Here is a 20,876-nt window from a genome sequence, read left to right on the forward strand (position 1 = left end):
CAGGAGGACGCAGAGATAGCGGAGGAAGATGGTTGGTGAGGCAGATGAAAAGATGAAACGTTCCTCCTCCCCCCGGCCCCCTCCTCCGGCTGCGCTCGGAAGAGGGGGAGAGGGACACGGATCGAAAGGGAAACGGTTTTACGCCAATTACGCTGCTTTCCGTAAATTTCCAATCCGATTTCGTGTGGTTGGTGTGATTCGTGGTTTTCTAATTCCCTGCTGACCCCTGGGAACGCGGACTTTTGAACAGGAGGACGCAGAGATAGCGGAGGAAGATGGTTGGTGAGGCAGATGAAAAGATGAAACGTTCCTCCTCCCCCCGGCCCCCTCCTCCGGCTGCGCTCGGAAGAGGGAGAGAGGGACAAGGATTGAAACGGAAAACGTTTTTACGCCAATTACGCTGCTTTCCGTAAGTTTCCAATCCGATTTCGTGTGGTTGGTGTGATTTGTGGTTTTGCCATTCTTCTACTGATCCGTGGGCAAACGGGATTTGAACAGGAGGACGCAGAGATACCGGAGGAAGATGGTTGGTGAGGCAGATGAAATGATGAAACGTTCCTCCTCCCCCCGGCCCCCTCCTCCGGCTGAGCTCGGAAGAGGGGGAGAGGAACACGGATTGAAAGGGAAAACGGGTTTGCGCGAATTACGCTAATTTACGCGAATCGCCTGCTGCCGATTCGTGTGAGAGGTGATTCATGGATAGACGCCTCTGCGGCGGCTCCTGCTTCACAAATCCGCGTTCATCCCGGTCCATCCGTCGTTAAAGTTCTTCATTTCAATCCACGCAACTTTGCGTAATTCGCGCAAACCCGTTTTCTCCCTCGTGGTCAAGGGGCTTGCTTTACCTTCTGCTCAGGGTGCCAGCAGCACGCTCGTCACTCCGTAGAAGTCGAGCGGCAGCCATAACTCGTCACCGGGCCTTGCATCACCGAGCTGAAGATTGAATGGGAGGCAACTGGCCTGCGGGCCATGACCAACCAGGCGCAACGCCGCAGGATTCGATCGATCAAAGACGTCCACTTGCGCCCATCCCACCTGCGCCGCCACCAAGCCCGGGAACAACGCGAGATCCATGGCTTCCCCGGAAAGCTTCGCCGAACCGAGCAGTGTAAATTCCCCCTCACCGTTCAACACCCATGTCTCAAGCTCCGATTTTACACTGTTGCTCACAGTCAACCATTCACGGCCGGTAAGGAAGACATTCGCACCGTCAACGACTGCCGCCGAATTATATCGATTGGTGAGCGGCAGAGCATCGATCGCATGCGCAGCAATCCCATCGTAAGCGCTCGCCACCAAAGCCTGTGAACCTTCGCCTCCGCTGGCGGATATCCCATAAAATCCAATCGTGTAAAGAAGCGAGCCTTCGTGCGAAATTCCCTTGAGCGTTCCGGGAACATTGACTGGCTTTCGCGGCGTCGGATGAGCCGGATCCGTGTAATCGATCACATCCAGGAATGTCTTGTAAAAAGGAGACCAGTCGCCCGCGTTCGTCCAGCTGCCATAGGGCACGCTGGCGTTGTGGCTGAGATAAACCAACTCGCCCGCCACGTAAGGTTTGCTGAAGCCCCACCAGTTGTTCGTTGCAAGGTCGACTTCAGAGACAAACTCGGGCGCGAGTTCGTTGGCAACATCGAACGCGAGAAGCTGGCCGCCACCATTGCGACTCTGATTCGGGTAAGGCCAGAATCCAAGTCCTGCGGAAGGCCCGAACGCGACAGGATCCCATGGCCCGCCCAGAAAGGTGCTGCCGCCGCCCGCCCACACGAGCAGATTTGTTCCGAGCCACACAGGATGGAAATTTCCGCCCCACATTGGCACGGGCCGCGAGATGCTCGCCGAAACTTCACCCAGCACATTCAAGGCTGGCAAGGCGTCGAGTCCAACAACTGTCAGCCACACGTCGCTGGTAGTTAGAATATTTGTTCCTGCCAGCGCATAACCCGTTGTAGCTTGAAGAACGTAAAGGCTGTTGCTGCGAACGGTCGCACCCACGATCGGAGCGTTCGTAAAGGCGAGGTGTGACACGATCTGCGAGGAATCCGAGCGCGGCGCAACGATAATTCCCGCGTCGCCGTCGAAATCCCAACGCGTGCCGAACATCACTTGCAGCAAATAATCCCCCGCGAGAAAGACCTGGTTCACAGGCCACGAAAGAGCGAGCCGGCCCGTGACCTGCGGCGCGTCGCGATTCGTCGCGTCGGCGGAAAGCAGTTCTGTCGCGGATATCGAAACGATGCGATCCCTGTGCACCGTTGCGCGGCGCGGAACGAAGTCCTGCGATATGGTCCCGCGCATCACGAGCGAGTTTGTGTTGAGGTCAATCAACTGCACCCATGCCCGCGGATCGGGAAAAGATCCCTGCACAGGCAGCAGGATCAAACCTTCCTCAGCCAGAACATTGAACGCCTTTTCGTCCGATTGCGCTTCGCTGTAGGAATATGTGGTTCCCAACTGGACGCGGCTGGCGAGCGCCGGGTTCGACGGATTGGAGACATCGAAGAGCGAAACAGTTGTCCGATTGGTCTCCACGCCAACAGCAACAAGGCGATCGCCGAGCGGATGAATGTGCGTGGACCAGCCGGGAACCTCCAGTTCCCCTGTTACGACTGGGTTCGCTGGATCACTGAGATCCACAATCCACAACGGATCGATCTGGAAAAAAGTAACAATGTAAGCCCGCGTTCCGTCGAACCGCGTTGCGAAGAGACGTTCACCATGGCCCACTTCAACATCACCGAGCTTCGCCGGGGCAACAGGAACTCCGCCCGGCGGCGGCAGGCTGAATGTTTCCAGGCGGGTCAGCCGCGGGTTGCTTGAGACTTCGGAAATTGCCGCAAGCACGCCATCGCTCCAGTTCAACTTGAATTTGTCGGCGACAACGCCGCCCAACTGAAGCGAGGCATAGTCGTGCATCGTTCCGTCTTCAGCAGTGATGTCGATGATGTTTACGGTGGAACGCGACCCGTTGCCCGTACCGAGAGTCACTGCAAAGAAGTAAGTATCAGTTGCATAAACCACGTTGTTGTAGCCCGGAAACCAATTCGTCGATCGGGCGATGGGAAGTGCAGGCGTCGAAAGGTCAAAGGAAACAAGACGCGTTCCCCATTCCCAGACCGTGTTGCTTCCTGACGCTGTGGCACGCATGGACTGCGAAGCGACATACAGCGCATCGCCAACCATCCGGCTCTCGCTAATGAAGCCATCGACGGGAATCTGCGCTGCGATCGCCGGCGCGCCGTTACTGACAGCAACCACGAGAACGGAGCTTGCCCCGATACCGTAGGCAGGTCCGAAGCCGCCATACGTTCCGCACGTGTCGCGCGTGAGCAGCACGACATGATTAGTCTTCAGCAGATACAACTGGTCGCCTGCGGCCGGAAGGTTCAAGGTTCCGAGCAATTGCAGATTGTCGGGATCGCTGACATCGATGACCTGGAGCCCGCGGTTCTGATTGAAGAAGTAAAGTGTATCGCCGTGCAGCCGCCAGATGTCGGACTCAACAACCTCGCGAGTCCCCCCGCCGTTCGGTGCAGCCGGACCGAAGTTATCGAACGCTGCAAGGGATGAATCCGATTGCGCATCGAACTCGTTGGTGCCGGTGTAAAACCGGGTTGGGAGTGGCAGGGATGCGTCGGCACGGACGCGGAGGAATCCAAAATCCTTGTCGCGCGGGAGGTCAAACGTGAGTGAACTGCCTGCCGCGGCACCGCGTTTCACTGCGACGGGAACCCATGCGCCCGTTCCGAATTGAGTGCGGTGTTCCAGCACGATCGCGGCATTCCCTGGCGGAACCGAAGCCGTGACGTGGATGTTTGTCTTGCCGACCTGGACGGATTGAATCACGGGCAGGTTAGCGTGGGTGCTGCAGGCGAAAAGCAGAACGAACACGTTTGCTGCAGCCGCGAGCCTCTTGAAGCAAATCGATAAGGTTCTCATCACTCGGTACAACCGGAAATCCGGTTCAAGGTTACAGGATTCAAAAACAATAAGGCCTTGCATGTCACGCCAGAGCGGGAGGCGCTGGGGAGAGGGTGACCCACAAAGAGCAGTTTCCGCGACTACCACGCTCCTCCTCTCCCGGACCCTCTCCTCCGCTCCGAGTGGAAGAGAGTGAGCTGAACTAGTCGGCTGCAATTCCTTCACGGCACTGTGTTGGGATTGGCGCACCATACCACTTCCTTGGGCGGAAACACAGCGCCTCCGCGATAATCACTGGCAGGATTCATGTCCACAACCGCGTCACCGCGCAGAAACGACCCATGTCCGTCCACAAACAGAATATTTCCTCCTCGAGTGTGCCGCCCGGGAAACTGGCTCGCGAACGCCTTCGGTTGCCCTGTATAAGGCGGTTGCAAGGAAGATAACTGCTGCTCGCCCGCCACGCCCGCATCCAGAAACAGTGCCGTCCGCGCGGGTTCCTGGATGCTTGTGATCCTGATCTGCCGCGCGAAGCTGTCAAACGAACCTGCGGGCGTCGTCGATTCGAAATCGCCCATCAGTTTGGAGTTCATCGCCAGGGAAAAATTCGGGTAAGTGGCGGCCACATCCGAAAACCGCGCGCGCGGACAATGAAATACGTTGCGCGAATAAAACTCGAATTGAGACGAGGGAGTCTCAGCGTAGTCCGACATCTTTCGCGTCTTCATAACTTCCGGCATGGCGTTGTACCAGACGCCAACAGCAAACGGCTGGCGCGTCACTTCCCACGTATTGATGCCGTCGATAGCAGATTCCATCGGCAGCCAGTCCGCGTTGTCCGTCGAATACAATGCGGTCCCGATGCCCCATTGTCTCAGATTATTAAGGCAACCCACGCGCTGTGATGAAGTCTTTCCACGCTCCACGACGGGCAGGAGCATCGCAGCCAGAATGGCAATGATTGCGATGACTACGAGCAACTCGATCAATGTGAATCCCCAGAGACGCCGGCGCTGCTGAACGTGAGTCTTCATTTTGGAGTTTCGTTGGAATCAAAACGGATAGCCGCGGTGAGATTGTGCCGCACGTCGTCGAAGTCCGAATCGCTGCACGGCGCAAACTGTTTCGGAAAACCGGTGAACGTCTGTAACATCTGCCGATCGTTCAATTGCGCTAAAGTATTGCGGAATTTCTCAGCAGCGGTCGCTGACAGTGCAGGCTGCCCGGCAATCATGTAGCCGCTGTCGCGAAAACGGCCGATGGCAACAAGCTCGTGCCTTTCTGCTACCTGACGAAAACGAACCTCGCGCACAACGGCGATGTCAAAGCGTCCGTGCACGACCGCATCTACCGGCGTCATGTCGCTGTAAGGATTCCCCAGCGCATCGTGTGAATCGGAAAGCGATTGTCGCGGTGCGTCTCCGAGATACGAAACCTTCCCCATATCACGCTGGGTTATTCCGGCATTCGCAAGGTGCACCTTCGCCCAATATGTCAGCGTCGAATCCTCCCGTCCGAACAGCATTGAACGCCCGCGCGCGTCAGCCACGCGTTCAACACCTGAGTCCTTTCGCGTGAACAGAACCGCAGTGTCACCGGTTTCGCCGTCCGCGGCAGTGGAGGAAATTCCCAGCAACAACGGTTTAACGCCGATGTGCGACGCCTTCGCCTCGACATATTCGCGAGCGTTCATCTGCAGGAAATCCACATCGCCCGCGATGAAATCCAGGATGGCTTCGGCCTGCCGTTTATAAATGCGGAGATCCAATCGCGTCGCGGTGGGCGAGGCTGATTTCATTTGTATTTCGACGTACTGCAGGAGCGAGGCGGCACCGAGGACTCGGTCGAGTGGATTTCCCTGAACAACGAACGCGAGTGTGAGCCGGGTTTCGTTTCCAGGAAAACGCACAGGCTCCCGCCCGGCCATCGCGGCAAGAGTCTCGGAACGGATCGCAAAGAATGGCTTCGGCGAATCCCATATTTCCTGCAATTGCCGCGCAGACTCGGTGCGAAGAATGGCAAGCGCAATCGACTTCCTTCGTTGTTCCTCCTGCGTCCGAACGAGCAGGTATGAAGTCACCGTGATTCCCACAACCAAACCAGCAATCAGGAGCGCGAGCAGCGGATTGCGCGCGAGCCAGCGTCGCGCTCGAAGCGCGGGACTGGGTGCGTGCGCGAGGACGGGTTCGCGTCGAAGCCACCGTTCCAGGTCTTCGGCGAAAGCAATTGCCGTTGGATAACGTCGAGCGGGATCCTTGTCGATGCACTTAAGCGCAACGATTGAAAGTTCGGGGTCAGACCGGCAGTTGATTGCGCGAGGATTCAGCGGTTCATCGTGAATAACCTGGCGCAAGGTTTCCACGGGTCGCGCGCCTTGAAACGGAGGACGTCCCGTCAGGATTTCGTAAAGAATCGCGCCGAGGCTGTAAATATCGGCGCGGCAATCCACGCGCTTGCCCGCGGCCTGTTCGGGGGACATGTAACTTGGCGTGCCGATCAGTTCCGCGGTTTGTGTAAGCGCAGATTCCTGGTCAGCCAGTTGGGCAATGCCGAAATCAGAAAGATACGGCTCAAGGTCGCGATCAAGAAGGATGTTGCTGGGCTTCAAATCGCGGTGCAGGACGCCGCGACCGTGCGCGTAATGAACGGCTCGCGCCATCGTGGCAAGGATGCGTGCGGATTGGATCTGGCCCGCACGCACATCGGAAGCGTTTGTGAACTCGGGAAGTTTTTCAGCGAGGCTCCAGCCGGGGATATACCGCATGACGAGGAACGGATTCGCTTCGTGCTCGCCCACTTCGTAAATCGGCACAATGCGCGGATGATCGAGCTTGGCCGCAGCTTCTGCTTCGCGACGAAAACGGGCGAGATCCGCGGGCGAGGCCAGGTCGCCCATCCGAACACTCTTTAGTGCGACAATCCGATCAAGAGACCGTTGGCGCGCCTTGTAAACGACGCCCATGCCGCCGTGCCCGAGGCGTTCCAGGATTTCGTAGTCACCGAACGGAACGCCCTGGATGAAATGTTTCGATGCGGATTCAGCTTCGGGAACGGGCGCCGCGGGCGGGAGGCAGCAAAGTTCCAGGAGGCAGCGCGGACATTGCTGGAATGAGATGTCGCGCGGGATCTCGCCGCCGCACGTGGGGCAGATCTTCGCTGCGATGGCTTCGCACGTCTTCATTCGTTCACCATAAGTACAACAGGAAATGAAATCCGTGGTTACACGGCATCCGTGCCCCCATCACGGTCGCTACGCGAGGGCAGCAAACAACTGGCGAATTTCATCATCGATGTCCTCCTCCCGCGCCACGGTCTTCGCGATCTGCTGTCGCACAAGTTCTCCGAATCGGCGCCGCAGACGATGAATGGTGACCTTCAAAGCTCCCTCGCTTAATCCGAGTTCGGGTGCGAGTTGTTGATAAGGAGCGCTGGCATTGTTGGCTGTGAGATGCGGTTTTAAGCGTTGAAACAATTCACCCTTGCGGGCGGCGACGCATTCGGTTTCCAGCTGTTGCATGGCGCGTTCGAGCAGCATGAGCGCCCAGCGCCGGTTGAAGACCTTCTCCGGCGTTGAGTCATCCCGCGGCTCCAGCGCGTCTCGTTCCGCGGGGCGAAGATCGTCCCAAGAAAGGATCACCTGCCCTCCCCCGCGTTTTTGGGCATTTGCCCTGTGCCATTCGTTATCGAGATAATGTTTAAGCGAAACGAGGAGGAACGAGCGAAAGCGGCCTTTGGACGGCGCAACGTTTGCCAGCGCGTCATGTTCAAGGACGTGGGCGAAGAAAGATTGCGTGAGATCCTGCGCATCGTGGACCGAATGTCCGCGCCGTCGAACGAATGCGTAGAGCGGCCGCCAGTAAAGCTGGCAAAGCTTCAGCAAGGCATCCTCGGCTCCGCGTTCCGCCTGCAGCACCACACTCCATTGCGTTGTTCCAAAGCGGGCAGCCTGGCTGGCACCAGAGGTCCGGGGCGTGGGGAGCATAGCGGTTCGATCCTACCTTGCGACGCCCGTCTGGCAACTGCGGAAAACAGCGTAGCGCGCAGCGATCCCGGCATCGGTGGAGAAGCAGCGGTTTGGATCCCCTTCTCTTTCGCTCGGGGTCAAGTCCTCTCCCCCAGCCCTTCTCCCGCTCCTGCGTCGCAGGCGAAGGGAGACAGATGAGTCGTGTGACTGGAGGCGGGCCGAGAACGCAAGAACAGCGTCGGAATGCGCCCTAAGATTGCTTCGCCGGTTTCAAAAGCAGACGGAGGTCTGCGCTACGAACTCGCCGCGCAGACGCGCCGATACAGCGCTTCATACTGCGGCACAATCACGTCACTCGAGAAACACAATTCAGCCCGTTCCTTTGCAGCCGTGCCCATCGCCTTCCGGCGCCCGGCATCGCGAAGCAACGATTCCAACGCTCGCGCCATTTCATCAGTGTTCTCCGAATCCACCAGCACACCTGACCTGCCATTCTCCACCACTTCAGGAATTCCGCCCACTCGCCGGGCGACACTCGGGCAGCCGAAGCACATGCACTCCAGAATGCTCAGGCAAAAGCTCTCGCTCTCGGACGTGAAAAAACCCGCGTCGGAAATCTGCAGATAATCTTCGATGTCACGCACGCGTTCCAGCACGAGCAGGCGATCCTCAATGCCCAGCGCGCGAACATCTTCAGCAAACGGCGCAAAACTGTCGCCCGCCAGGAGGATCACCTTGAACGGACGATCAGCCCGCACGCGTGCAATCGTTTGCAGCAGCAAATCGATTCGTTTCACCGGCCTGAGGTTGGATGCGTGAAACACCACGGACTCGCCGTTAAGACCAAGTTCCCGGCGCACCTCCCCAGGCGTTCGTTGGGGGGGGCGCGGATCAAAGAAATTATGGATCACTTCGATCGGCCGCTTCATCTCCAGGAGCTGCAACGTTTCGCGACGCAAATATTCCGACACGGCAGTGACGGCATCGGATTGTTCCAATGCGTGATGAATTGCCGGCCCGTAATCCGGGTCACGCGCAAGGAGCGTGGTGTCAGTTCCGTGCAAGGTCGTCACAACGCGCGGCTGCTGGTGCGGCGGCAACATCAACCGAGCCAGCAATGCAGCCGTCGCATGCGGCACCGCGTAATGCACGTGCAACACGTCGAGCCCGAAATCCCGGCTGACCTCCGCCATCTTGACCGAAAGCGGCAGCGTGTAATCGGGATACTTGAACAACCCGTATGCATTGACCCCGACAGGATGGAAGTGCAGGCGCGGCACGTCGAATGGCAATCGGAACGGCCGTTCGTAACTGATGAAATGCACCTCGTGCCCGCGTTTTGCCAGTTCCTCGCCGAGCGACGTCGCCAGAATTCCACTGCCTCCCACTGAAGGGTAACAGGTAATTCCAATGCGCAGCGGCTTTGTCATCATACGTTTCGGATCAAAATCGCCGCGCGCCGCGGCCGACCTGTTCCAGCGAATTCACAATGAGAGGATCATTTGGAAACACCGCGATGGCATAGCTCACTCCCGCTCGCGCGCCGAGCAACCGCGCGCGCGTCAATTGCAGTTCGATGTAATTGCGCGCCTGCATCTGCGAGGCATGCGCTTCCATGGATTTGCGCCACGCTTCCAGCACGGCGGCATCAGAGACGTCGAACAGGACAGGGCTGATATCGCGGGGTTCCGCCTCAGCGGTCACTGCATAAAAATACAACTGTTGAATCGCATGCGGGGGCGCGGACAAGTCCTTCAAGCCGCCATAACGCGCAATCCGAGACGCATCGCGCACCAGTTCCCCAAGGCGCCAGTGATCCGGGTGTTGATTTCGCACGACGCTGGGTGCAAACACAATGGCGGGCTTCCTCTCGCGAAGAATTCCCGCAAGGCGGATTGCGTGGGACGCGCGCACTTCCAGATGCGCGTCACCATCCAAATCAATGAACTCGATGGTCGCTCCGAGAAAGCCTGCGGCGCTTTCGGCTTCAACAGTGCGCTGCGCTGGCGTGCCATAAGACCCGGCCTCGCCTTTGGAGCAGATGACAAAGTGAACGCGGCGCCCTGCGCGCGACTCGCTGGCAATGACTCCGCCGCAGCCGAATTCAATGTCGTCAGGGTGCGCGCCAAACACTGTGAGCGGCGCCGATTCAGCCGGGGAATTCAATGTAGGCTTCATCCGATCGATCAATACTGTCGCGTGGAACGAACGTGATTTCGGGTGCTTCTTCCTGGCGAAGGTAGGCCTGTTCGCCAGCCCCGGCAATGTAATGCGTGCAGTGGATCACCGACTGCATCCAGCGCAGCCGCGAGTCGCGCGTGGGACTGATCTGCTCCTTGCCAAAGGTGCAGTCGGGAAGCGTCACATACGAGTCGCCACCCTCATGCAATCGCAATTGGCCGTTCTCTGCCCTGGCGCGAACGATCTCGCCTTCGTAAGGAACGTCGACAAAACAATCCGTGATGTCACACGCGCTGCGCCGGACTTCAGTGTCGGCCGAACGCACAACGCGGACGCCTTCGAGCAATCCCAGCGCGCGATACATCTCCAGACAGAATTCACCCACGGTTTCAGCGCGAATGCTTTTGAACTTCTGGATCAGGCGGCCATTCAAGTAATTGGGCAGTTGAAGCGAGGTCTTCTCCTGCCAGTCCGGAGCAATGCGCTTGAGGCTGAGCGGTGAAAACTTGCGTTGAACCTTGTTTGCAACGACGAAGTTCAACACGGCCGGCTCTTGCGTTGCGCGGTGGCGAAGGATCGTGCGGGTCTCGCGCGGGTCGTGGTCGCTGTCGTGGTAGAAGAAAACAATTTCGCCGCCGAGTTCCTGCTGCAGGCGGCGCGCTGTTTCGAACTTCGCGAACAGGAACCGCCGCGGAAAGAATCCGCACGGTTGCTGGCCGAAGCATATGACAGGATGATTCATTGGGCGGTTGCTTTCCTGGGCGCGCGTGGCAGGAACAGTTGGAGGATGATACTTAATAACACGCAACCCGTGCAGCCGATCACGTTGTACCAAAGATAGGAGAAATCGAGCACGGGAAAACGAAGCCGCAGGAAATACACGGCGAAGATTGCCGTCTGCGAAATGACTGCGGCCCAAAAAACCGCGGTGCCGCCAACCCATTTCACGAAGAACGCAACGAGGAAGATTCCGAGGACCACGCCGTAGAAGATCGAGCCGATGATGTTGATCGCCTCGATGAGATTCTCGGCGAAGCCGGCAAAGAGCGCGAAGGCGATCGCGACCAATCCCCACACCGCTGTCCACCACTTTGCAACCCGCACGTTGCGTCGCTCGTCATGCGCGGCGAGCGGACGGAAGTGCCGCCAAAGGTCGATTGTGGAAGTTGTGCCGAGCGCATTCAGTTCGCCCGCCTTTGAAGAAAGCGCGGCGGCGAACATGACCGCGACCAGCAATCCAATCGCGCCATGCGGCATTTGCGACAGGATGAAACCGATGAAGATGTAGTCAGAGTCTTTGATCTTCGCGAGCGGGTCGCGCGCACGCAAAAGATCCTTGGCTTCCTGGCGCACTGCCTGCGTTTCCGCTTCGCGCGCCAGCATCGCCTCCCGTGCAGCAGTTTCGGCAGCTGCATCAGTACTGTGCCGGACCTGCAGCCAGGCGCGGATGGCTTCGCTCTTGGCTGCGTGCAGTTGCGCATGCTTGTCTTCGACCGCCTGGAACTCAGCGCCGTGCGTGCCCGCAACATGTCGCTGCCATTCGACGCGGTTGTAAAACACGGGCGCGGGCTGGAACTGATAGAAGACGAACAGCAATGCGCCGATCAGCAGGATAAAGAACTGCATCGGCACCTTGAGTACCGCGTTGAACATCAAACCCAAACGCCCTTCGCGAAGCGCGGCGCCGCCAATGTAACGTTGCACCTGCGACTGGTCGGTTCCGAAGTACGAGAGCGAAAGAAACAACCCGCCGAACAATCCGCTCCAGATCGTGTATCGCTTCTCTGGATCCATCGAATAATCCACGGCCTGCAGCTTGCCCATCGCACCCGCAACGTGTGCCGCTTCGTTAAAGCCGAGCCCGTCAGGAAGCCGCGCGATCAGGAGAAGGAACGCAGTCACCATGCCTACAAAAATAATTCCCATTTGCCATTTCTGCGTCAGGCTGACTGCCTCGCTTCCTCCCGTCACCGTGTAAACGATCACAACCACGCCGATCCCGATTACGGTCAAATCCAGGCGCCAGCCGAGCACCGTCGCGAGGATGATGGCTGGCGCATAGATCGTCACTCCGGCTGCGAGTCCGCGCTGCAGGAGAAAGAGACCCGCACCCAGCAGCCGCGTTTTTGCATCGAAGCGGTTGCCCAAATATTCGTAGGCCGTGTAAACCCCCAGCTTGCGATAAATCGGCAGGAAGACGGCGCAGACGATGATCAAGGCGAGCGGCAGGCCGAAGTAATTCTGAACAAACCCGATGCCGCTTTCGAAACCCTGGCCCGGAATTGACAGGAACGTGATGGCGCTCGCCTGCGTTGCCATCACGGAAATTCCGATCGTTCCCCACTTCGTGGTCTTGCTTCCCTTGAGATAGGTGTCGAGATGATTGGTATGGCGCGTGTGCCATGCGCCGTACGTGGCGATGCTGATCATCGTTCCGAGCAGGACGACCCAATCGAAGGTGTTCATCGGTAGTGTTGCGAAAACAGCGTCAGCAGCACTACGACCACCGCAAAGAACGCGATAACGAAGATGTAAATCCCGCGCCAGTTCTTGAAGCCAGGAACGCCCGGAAAGTCATCCGGATCGGGTTCCGGCTGGACGCTCGGCGGTTGGGAGGATGATTCCGGTTTCGAACCGCTCATTTGCCGAGTGAGACCAGGTTCGCAAAAAGCCTGTAGGCGCCGGGAACGCCCGCCGGCAGCTGGCGAAAGAACGAAAGTCCTGTGTAAACGATGTGGCCCTTGCCGTGCGGTGCAACCAGCAGCCCGCCCTCAAGTGATTGTTCGTTGGGATCGTTGCACGCCAGGATCGGCGTGAACCTTGATTCCCACTGATTCGGAAAATAAAGGCCGCGCTCCTGCACCCAGCCGCTGAAGTCCGCCGCGGTGATGCGGTTGGGCTTGTTCAACACGGGATGCTCGGGCGCAAGCAGGCGGACCTCCGCGGTTTCATCCGTGACGCGCGCTCCCGACAATCGCAATCCGAACGGCGCGGGAAGCGTGTTGTTGGCGCGATTGTATTGAGCGACAACGGTTCCGCCGGCTTCAGCAAACGCAGCCAGCGATGCGAGCGTTGGACCGAAGTTCGTTCGCACGTTGAAAGCCCGCACTCCAATCACAACCGCGTCGAGCCCTGCGAGGTGATTGGTGGTGACCTCGCCTTCGAGGACCGAAACATCACAGCCCAACTGGCGCAGCGCCGCGGGAATGTCATCCCCAGCTCCGGGTATGTAGCCGACCTTCTTCGCGGCGATCTGGACATCCATATTTACTGCGCGGATCGCAGCGAGCGGATGCAACAACTGCAGCGGCAGATGCCGGTATCGAACCTCGGCGCGTTCATGCCGGAACGTGGTGCTGCCAATGGTCGCGCTCGCAACAATCTTCGCGGAATCCATTTCCTGTGGCGCCGTGACCGTGAACCGCACGGGATGATTCGCGCCGGCTTCTTTCAGCCTGAAGTCCTGTCTCTGCGGCGACACCTTCCATTCCTTGGGCAATTCGAGTTGAACCCTGCCTGCGAGATTTCCGCGGGCCGCCGTGAGTTGAACCGTCAATTCGCGTGTTGAACCTGGAACGAACACAGCGACATCGGAACCGAATGACATGGAAATCGGAGGAATCACCTGCGCGGGACGATCCCCGCCATCGACGTCGCCCTTCAGCTGTACAGGTTCGTCCTGGAGCACGATGCGTTGTCCCCCGATTTCGAACGTGTGTTCCAGTGGGAAGGCTGGAGGATTGTCAGGTTCAGTGATCAACGCCAGGTCATCGACGCGGAAAGTCCCGAGGGCGCGATCGGCGCGCAGCCAATACGGATGACTCAACGACGCGGTCAGGGGCACTGTGATTTGGGATTCTTGTTCTACGGGCGTTCCCGGTTTGAGATCGGCTGCTGCCTTGAGCAACTCCGTACCGCTTAAACGCGATGAAACCCAGCGGACAGGCATCTTTGAAGTAATCAATGCGACATGCTTGACGCGGAACTGTTCGCCAGGAACAACTTCAGCCGAACTCACCTGCGAACGGAACGTTAAGCCAGCGCAGTCGGCAATGATCCGATCGAGCTGTCGGCGCTTCTCGGAGGTGACCGCATCGATTGGCACATTGGATAGAGCGGTGCGGATCTTGAGCAGCAAAGGGACGTTCGCGGAAAGGTCGTTCGTGTTAAACTTTTCGAGCAATTGTCCAACGAGCGTCGCCACGTCGCTGCCGCCTGAAAGCCGATTCCAGGTCGTATCGACGCCTTCCATGATGTCGTTGGTTGCGGGCGCTCCATCGAGAAGGTTGAGCGATTCCGAACGCGGTCCGCCACCGCCGCCGCCACCGAACCCGCGAAAATTGTCAAACCCCTGGGTCTTGTGCATCGCACGGCTGCGAATCGCCAGCTCGTTCAGCGAAGTTCCGGAAACCGGATGTTCCCCGCCGATTTCCATCTGCAGGCCGCCACCGCCACCGCGATTCATGTAAATGCGTTTGGGCTGCCAGGGCTTCAGCGTCTTGAGTTGCTCGGGATAAGCGTTCTTGTCACCCGCAATCTTGAAGGCCTCAGCAGCGAGCACGGCCGACGCGGTATGATGGCCATGCGTTCCGCCAGGCTGCGTGGTGAAGCGGGTGACGATGACGTCGGGTTGGAAATAGCGGATAATGCGGACAATATCGGCGAGCACTTCATCCTTGTTCCAAATGCTCAGCGTCTCCTGGTAATCCTTCGAAAAACCGAAATCGATGGCGCGCGTGAAGAACTGCTGGCCGCCATCCAGTTTCCGCGCCGCGATCAATTCCTGCGTGCGCGCAACTCCCAATCGTTCGTCCAAATCGCCCGCCAGCACGTTCTGGCCGCCATCGCCGCGAGTCAGCGAAAGGTAAGCCGTGCGATAATTTTTGCCGCGCGCGAGATAACAGATCATCTGCGTGTTCTCATCGTCAGGGTGCGCCGCGACATAGAGAACCGTTCCCATGTTTTGGAAACTGCGGAGTTCCTGGAGCACGGCGGCAGGAGTCGAATCGGCGCGCACGGAACGTGGCATTGCAGTGGAAACAAGCACACACGCCGCAAGCAGGCCGGCAATAGTGTGACGCAGCCGGGGCAGCTCGCGTGAAGGCATCACAAGAAAAAAGCCGGACCGGCCGCGCCGAGATACGGCGCGGCCAGCCGGCCGGGAAAACGGCATCCTGCCAATCATTTCAAGCTGGCAATGAGATCCCGGTTCAGCGTCACGTAACCGCTGTCATTCGCCTGCTTCGCGAGTTCAGTGGAACGGTTGGCTGCCTTGATGGCGCCGGCTTTGTCGCCAGTCTTCGCCAGGATTTTGGCCTGCAGATGCACGATGTAGAACGCCTCGCGCTCAGCAACGGCTGCATTCACCCATTCCTTCGCCTTCTGCAGGTCGAGGTTGTGATCGTAGTAGAACATGGCAGCCTGGAAGTACGGCTTGCGCGCTTCGTTGGAGGCCATCACCTGGTCAATCTGCGCCTTCAACTTGTTCACAAGGTCGACCTCGATCTTCACCGGCACCCGCACCTTTTCCCATTCAATCGCCAGCGTCGCGGAATCGTCACGGAGATCGTTGATGCCGATCGTGAACGTCTCAACGGATTGGGCGAGCTTCTCGGGCTTGGCCTTCACGCGAACGAGATCGTCCTTCTGGTCGTATCGATACGAGCCCCATTGTTCGGAGCCTTTGCTGATGATGACCGTCCACTCGTTCTCACCTGGAATGGTAAAGAGTCCGTAGGTGCCCGCGGGAACTTCAGCGCCATTGATCCTTACGGGCGTGCTGAAGGTAATCCTCGTCGCGGTGTTCGCGCCGGTTCGCCAGACTTCGCCATGGGAGACGAGTCCGCCGAAGATTTTGCGTCCCTTCACGCTGGGCCGCGAATAAACAATTTCCACGTCAGTCAGTCCGACGCGCTGCTTCAGCGTGGAGGCGGGGCTGGGGGCTGGGAACTCAACGCGCGGCGCCTGTTCAGCGGCGTTCGCGACCAGGAGACCGACGGCTGCCAACGTCAAACCAAGTATTTTCGAATTCATAGAGTTGATTGCGACTATCGTTGCTTACTGTTTTTGAACTGTAAAGGGCACGGAAAACTGCGTGTTTTCCCATGACATCTTCAAGAGACCACCGCCGGCCGGATTTCGTTCGAGCGCGATGGTGAATTGTTCAACCGGGCCGGCGACCGTTTCTTTCTTGAGATCGACGCGGGCGACATCCTGTTTTTCGTCGTACTGGGTGCCCCACTGGCCGACCTGCTTGTTAATGATGAGCTTCGCTGAACCGTCTTCCATCGGCAGCGTGTATAAGGTGTAAGCGCCGGGAGGAACCACGGTTTCGCCGAATACAAGGGCGCGCTGCGTCGTCATCAGCGTCGCTTCGTTGGCGCCGGTTCGCCAGACTTTGCCGTAAGGAACCAATCCGCCCCAGATTTTTCTTTTCTCCTGGTTTCGAGCGTTTGTGATTGAAGGGCGGGCGTAGTAGATCGCCACGCGCGCGCCATCCACGTTTACACGCGCCACATCCGGCGGGCTGGCCGGGCGCTGTTGCTGCGCGGACGCCGCCATTGCGGTTGCCAAAACTGCCGCTGCCACCATGCCGTATACAAATTTCATGCGTTCTCCTGGGTTGAAGTGATAGCTGTAAGGAGGGAACTGCCCCGATTTTGGTTACAGCCAGCTGCGAACGCCCGATTGGCCGCCTGAGCGCCGACTTGCAGTCGCTTAACGCACCATTCTGCCTGGCCGGCCAACTTCGTCCACTGGTTCTCGTTTATGGAATCGCAATAGCTCTGAGTCTGTGCGCGCGGGTTCTTCGATCATTGTAAGCCAACTGCAAGCCGGCGCTCCGACACCGCTTGGAGCCAAGGCTTCCCCGCTGCGTTCTCTTACACCGCCGCTTTTGTCACTTCAGCCCCAGCATCAACGGCCTTCACATCAATCCAGAATCGGCTTCCCTGCTTGCCGTCCGATTCCATCCCAACCCTGCCGCCCATGCGTTCGGCGGCTTTCCGCACGATTGCCAGGCCTACCCCGGTTCCTTCGTAATTGAGGCTCGGATGAATGCGCTCGAACATTCCGAACAGCCGCCGCTGATATCGGGGATCAATCCCGATGCCATTGTCGGACACCCACAGCCTGACGAAATCATCCTGCCGTTCACTCCAGACGCGCACGTGCGGGCGCACTTCGGGGGCCACAAACTTAACCGCGTTTGTCAGAAGGTTCGAAAGCGCCTGCGTCAGGGACGGCTCATGCCCCAGCACGTCTGGGAGCGGTTCGATTTCAATCAACGCCGCAGGTGATTGCATCCCTGGGTATTGCTCCACGATCTGGTGGACCAGCTTGTCGAGCGCGACGCGTTCCAGCCGGAATTCGACCCGCGCGATGCGGCTGAACGTCAGCACGTCGAGGATCATCTTGTCGAGACGATCAGCATTGGCCGCGATTCGCTTCAGGAATCCGTGCGCCTCATCCGGCAGCGACACGGAATAATCTTCGAGCAACGTTTCCGAATACACCTTCATGCCACGCAACGGCGCACGAAGATCGTGGGAAACGGTGTAGGAGAATTCCTCCATCTGCGCGATCGCCTCGCGCAACGAGGCGGTGCGTTGATTCACCAGTTGTTCCAGCGCTTCGCCGCTCTTCTGTCGTTCAATTGCAAAGACGACCTGGCTGGCAATCGTCTGCGCCTGCCGAATCTCCTCAGCTGTGAAGTCATGCGGCGTGTTGTAATACAGCATGAACTTTCCAAGCAGACGCTGCTCGTACGTCAGCGGAATAAACGCCAGCGCGCCAATCCCCTCCTGCTCCGCAACAGCCTTCAACGCAGGAGGCAGCGGAGAAGCTTGAATATCCTTGAACCAGACTGGCGGAGGATTGACTTCATCCCCGCGCCAGGGCGAGTGGCCTTCAGCCGCGTTCCGATACGGATCGGAAAGATTCCGCCATGCCTTGAACCGCAGAACATTATCTTCATCGCGCAGCAGGATTGCGGCACGGTCCGCGCCCTGGGAGCGGCAAACGGATTCAATCGCCGCCGCAAGGATTTCGGGCATTGCGGCCGCGCGATTGATCGTCGCAACGAGGTCAAAAAGCGCCTGTTGTTGCCGTTCCGTGCGCTTCCTCTCAGTGATGTCGCGGGCGATCTTCGACACACCGATGATGTCCCCGCGATCATCGCGAACGGGTGAAACCGTCAGCGAAACGTCAAGCAACGAGCCATTCTTTCGTTTGCGGACGGTTTCAAAATGAATGATGGCCTCCCCGCGGCGAATGCGATCCAGAATTGTCGTTTCCTCCGGATGCCGTTCGATCGGAATAAGGATCAGGATTGAACGGCCGATTGTTTCCTCGGCGCGATATCCGAACGTTCTCTCCGCGCTGCGATTCCAGCTCGTGATGATGCCGTTCAAATCCTTGCTGATGATCGCGTCGTCTGAATGCTCCACGATTGCAGCCAGGCGGCCCTTGGCTTCCTCGGCGCGTTTGCGTTCCGCGATTTCCATCTGCGCCTTGCGATAGAGCTGGGCATTGTCGATGGCCATCGCGGCCTGCGAGGCAATCGCAACCACAATGCGTTCCGCGTCGTCCGTGAACACGCCGGGCTGGGAATGCACGTACAACAGGCCGCCGAGAACGTCACCTGAGCGCGAGATTACCGGCACTGACAGGTAACTGCGAACCGGCAGACGCCCGAAGAGGGCTTCGTCCGGCAGGCGGTGCCCGTGAGAATTTTTATCAGTCATGGCATCGTTCAGTCGAATGATGCCCGCTGCATGGAATGTTCGATGCAGGATGGATGTTGCGCCCGAGGTCATTCGATCTGCAAACGCCTGGGGCGGAACTCCTGACACCACGTGAAGGGTCACCGGTCCGCCCTTAGCGTCCTGGGCTGTATAGAAGAATGCACCAATCTGCGCCCCGGTTACTTCGCGTCCCGCATCCGTCACCGCCTGGACGAGTTTTTCCAGATTCAGTTCACCTGCGAGCGTTGAGCCCACTTTGTTGATGAGTTCCAGCGAACGCGTGCGCTGGCGCAGAATCTCCTCGGAACGCTTGCGTTGCGTGATGTCCTGCACGAGGGCGACAAAATGATCGATGGCACCATCCGCGCGGCGCACACAGCGAACCGATATGATCGTGTGCACCACACGTTTGTCTTTGCGCAGGAAGCGTTTCTCCAGCGAATACCCGTCCGATTCACCAGCCACGACACGCTCGAACCGTTTTCCGTCAATGGCCATATCGTCGGGGTGAGTGATGTCGGACCAGTTCAGCTTCAGGAGTTCGTCCCGATCATGGCCAAGCATGCGGCAGAATTCGTCGTTCACCTCGATCATTCGCTTGTCCGGAGAGGAAATCACCATGCCAATCAAGCCCAGTTCGAAATAACTGCGAAATCGTGCCTCGCGGTTCTGGGAAACGCGCTCATGCGATGCGACGGCCGCCGCGGAACGCCAGAGCAGGCAGCAGAGCAATATCAGCAACGCGAGCACCAGCAGCGCAATCCCGGTTCCGCGATCCACAAAATTTTCCTCGCGGCCGCGGATGAAGAGCCAGCCGAGCGCGATGGGAATCACGATGACGAACGGAAGGGCCGAGCGGGCGAGGACGCCTGCGGCGCTTTTTTGACGCAGCGTGTGCACGGGTTCGAGGTCAGGAACGCTCGCCAGAACCGCGACGCCTGCGGCGAGAAGCATGGTTGCCGTTGGCATTGCAATGCCCGTGATTTTTGCGATTGAAAACAGGTTGTTGGCGTTGAAGCCGTATCCAATCAACCCAAGCGATGCGATCGCGATGGTGAGAATGGCACAGGCCGGCACCAGGCGCCGTTTCCTTTCATGCCTCATCAGCACGAGCGCCGTGCCGAGCAAAAGGAACGAAACACACGCCGGCGGCCCCATTCTTCCCGGCGCTGCCGCGCCTCTGAACGACCACGCGCCATCGGTGACAAGAAGCGTGTCGATTCCGAAATCGACGCCCAGCAAATGTTCGGCAAGGGTCACGCCGCCGAGCAGCGCAGCACCTGCTCCCAAGGCGCTCGCAGTGGCATGGCCCCACCTCGCCTGGAACACCCTAAGCAAAAGCGCCGCGCCAATCAGCGCGGCAGCGATCGCGGTATTAGGAAACATCGAGATGCCGCTGTTCAGCCAGTCGGTCAGCCGTGGACTGCGAATGAACCAGCCGGTGAGCGTCACAATCCCAGTCAGCAACACATATCCAGACAGCGCGCCGATGAACCACCGCAGAGGGTGAGACCTCTCTGCTGCCTTTCCATTCACCGGCGGCAAAGATGCTGGCGATGATGGACGAGACTCGGTTTCAGGTTCATGCACAATCATCTCGGATTTTCATATGCGTATTAAAACGCTGGAATGATGGCAATGGGAAATCCCGGCGTGAGCCCGAGCGGGGTGCATCGTGACGCTGTCCCCGTTTTCTCTTCACGCCTGCGACGCAGGAGCGGGAGAGGGGTTCGGGGAGAGGGTGCTCTGATTCGTTCTACAGCGTGACGTCGTTCCCAAGCTCAAACGCTCCTCCTCTCCCCAGCCCCTCTCCTCCGCTCCGAGCGGAAGAGAGGGAGTTGAATGGGGCTTTACACGCAAATCAGGGCGCTCGTTTCCAGGCTGCTTTCTCCCCTCGCCTGCGACGCAGGAGCGGGAGAGGGGCCGGGGGAGAGACCTCTGAGGTAGTCCGTCAATCATGGAGTTGAAAGATGTTCACACGCATTTCATGCAGCGGGTTGGTGTGGAAGAAGGGCAGCGTAAAGGCTCTCGTAGAGTGTGACTCCGCGGCGCTGCAAGCTCCGCAG

At 58.6% G+C, this 20,876-nt stretch carries 13 protein-coding genes; all 13 read right to left on the reverse strand.

From position 1 onward, the window contains the following. Positions 1-852 precede the first annotated feature (852 nt). Positions 853-3,846 (reverse strand): beta-propeller domain-containing protein, encoded by a 2,994-nt coding sequence (locus VEH04_06910; protein HYG22497.1) that lies wholly within the window; start codon positions 3,844-3,846, stop codon positions 853-855. Between the two features lie 296 nt (positions 3,847-4,142). Then, positions 4,143-4,955 carry a prepilin-type N-terminal cleavage/methylation domain-containing protein gene (locus tag VEH04_06915; GenBank protein HYG22498.1) on the reverse strand — a complete coding sequence of 271 codons (813 nt, stop codon included), beginning with the start codon at positions 4,953-4,955 and terminating at the stop codon, positions 4,143-4,145. Then, the gene (locus VEH04_06920; protein ID HYG22499.1) at positions 4,952-7,102 is read right to left on the reverse strand and encodes a serine/threonine-protein kinase; all 2,151 of its coding nucleotides are present in this window, start codon (positions 7,100-7,102) and stop codon (positions 4,952-4,954) included. Before VEH04_06920 ends, VEH04_06915 begins: the two co-directional genes overlap by 4 nt. 69 nt (positions 7,103-7,171) lie before the next feature. Next, positions 7,172-7,903, reverse strand: coding sequence for a sigma-70 family RNA polymerase sigma factor (locus VEH04_06925; GenBank protein ID HYG22500.1), 732 nt, complete (start codon positions 7,901-7,903; stop codon positions 7,172-7,174). 275 nt (positions 7,904-8,178) lie between these two features. Further along, complete coding sequence (bshA, locus tag VEH04_06930) at positions 8,179-9,318, reverse strand: N-acetyl-alpha-D-glucosaminyl L-malate synthase BshA (GenBank protein HYG22501.1); 1,140 nt, start codon at positions 9,316-9,318, stop codon at positions 8,179-8,181. Between the two features lie 10 nt (positions 9,319-9,328). Next, positions 9,329-10,063 carry a PIG-L family deacetylase gene (locus VEH04_06935; protein HYG22502.1) on the reverse strand — a complete coding sequence of 245 codons (735 nt, stop codon included), beginning with the start codon at positions 10,061-10,063 and terminating at the stop codon, positions 9,329-9,331. Further along, positions 10,035-10,808, reverse strand: a complete 774-nt coding sequence (locus tag VEH04_06940) for a hypothetical protein (GenBank protein HYG22503.1) — start codon at positions 10,806-10,808, stop codon at positions 10,035-10,037. The genes VEH04_06935 and VEH04_06940 overlap by 29 nt, the downstream gene beginning before the upstream one ends. Then, complete coding sequence (locus tag VEH04_06945) at positions 10,805-12,532, reverse strand: sodium:solute symporter (protein ID HYG22504.1); 1,728 nt, start codon at positions 12,530-12,532, stop codon at positions 10,805-10,807. Before VEH04_06945 ends, VEH04_06940 begins: the two co-directional genes overlap by 4 nt. Beyond that, positions 12,529-12,708: a hypothetical protein gene (locus tag VEH04_06950; GenBank protein HYG22505.1), complete on the reverse strand. Its 180-nt coding sequence runs from the start codon at positions 12,706-12,708 to the stop codon at positions 12,529-12,531. The genes VEH04_06945 and VEH04_06950 overlap by 4 nt, the downstream gene beginning before the upstream one ends. Beyond that, the gene (locus VEH04_06955; GenBank protein ID HYG22506.1) at positions 12,705-15,095 is read right to left on the reverse strand and encodes a PIG-L family deacetylase; all 2,391 of its coding nucleotides are present in this window, start codon (positions 15,093-15,095) and stop codon (positions 12,705-12,707) included. The genes VEH04_06950 and VEH04_06955 overlap by 4 nt, the downstream gene beginning before the upstream one ends. A 152-nt stretch (positions 15,096-15,247) precedes the next feature. Continuing rightward, positions 15,248-16,099 carry a DUF2911 domain-containing protein gene (locus VEH04_06960; protein ID HYG22507.1) on the reverse strand — a complete coding sequence of 284 codons (852 nt, stop codon included), beginning with the start codon at positions 16,097-16,099 and terminating at the stop codon, positions 15,248-15,250. 24 nt (positions 16,100-16,123) lie between these two features. Beyond that, positions 16,124-16,675 carry a DUF2911 domain-containing protein gene (locus VEH04_06965; GenBank protein ID HYG22508.1) on the reverse strand — a complete coding sequence of 184 codons (552 nt, stop codon included), beginning with the start codon at positions 16,673-16,675 and terminating at the stop codon, positions 16,124-16,126. A 272-nt stretch (positions 16,676-16,947) separates the two neighbouring features. Beyond that, positions 16,948-20,346, reverse strand: a complete 3,399-nt coding sequence (locus VEH04_06970; GenBank protein ID HYG22509.1) for a PAS domain S-box protein — start codon at positions 20,344-20,346, stop codon at positions 16,948-16,950. Between the last annotated feature and the right edge of the window lie 530 nt (positions 20,347-20,876).

The sequence above is a fragment of the Verrucomicrobiia bacterium genome (assembly GCA_035629175.1).
In the GTDB taxonomy this organism is placed as follows: domain Bacteria; phylum Verrucomicrobiota; class Verrucomicrobiia; order Limisphaerales; family DASXHY01; genus DASXHY01.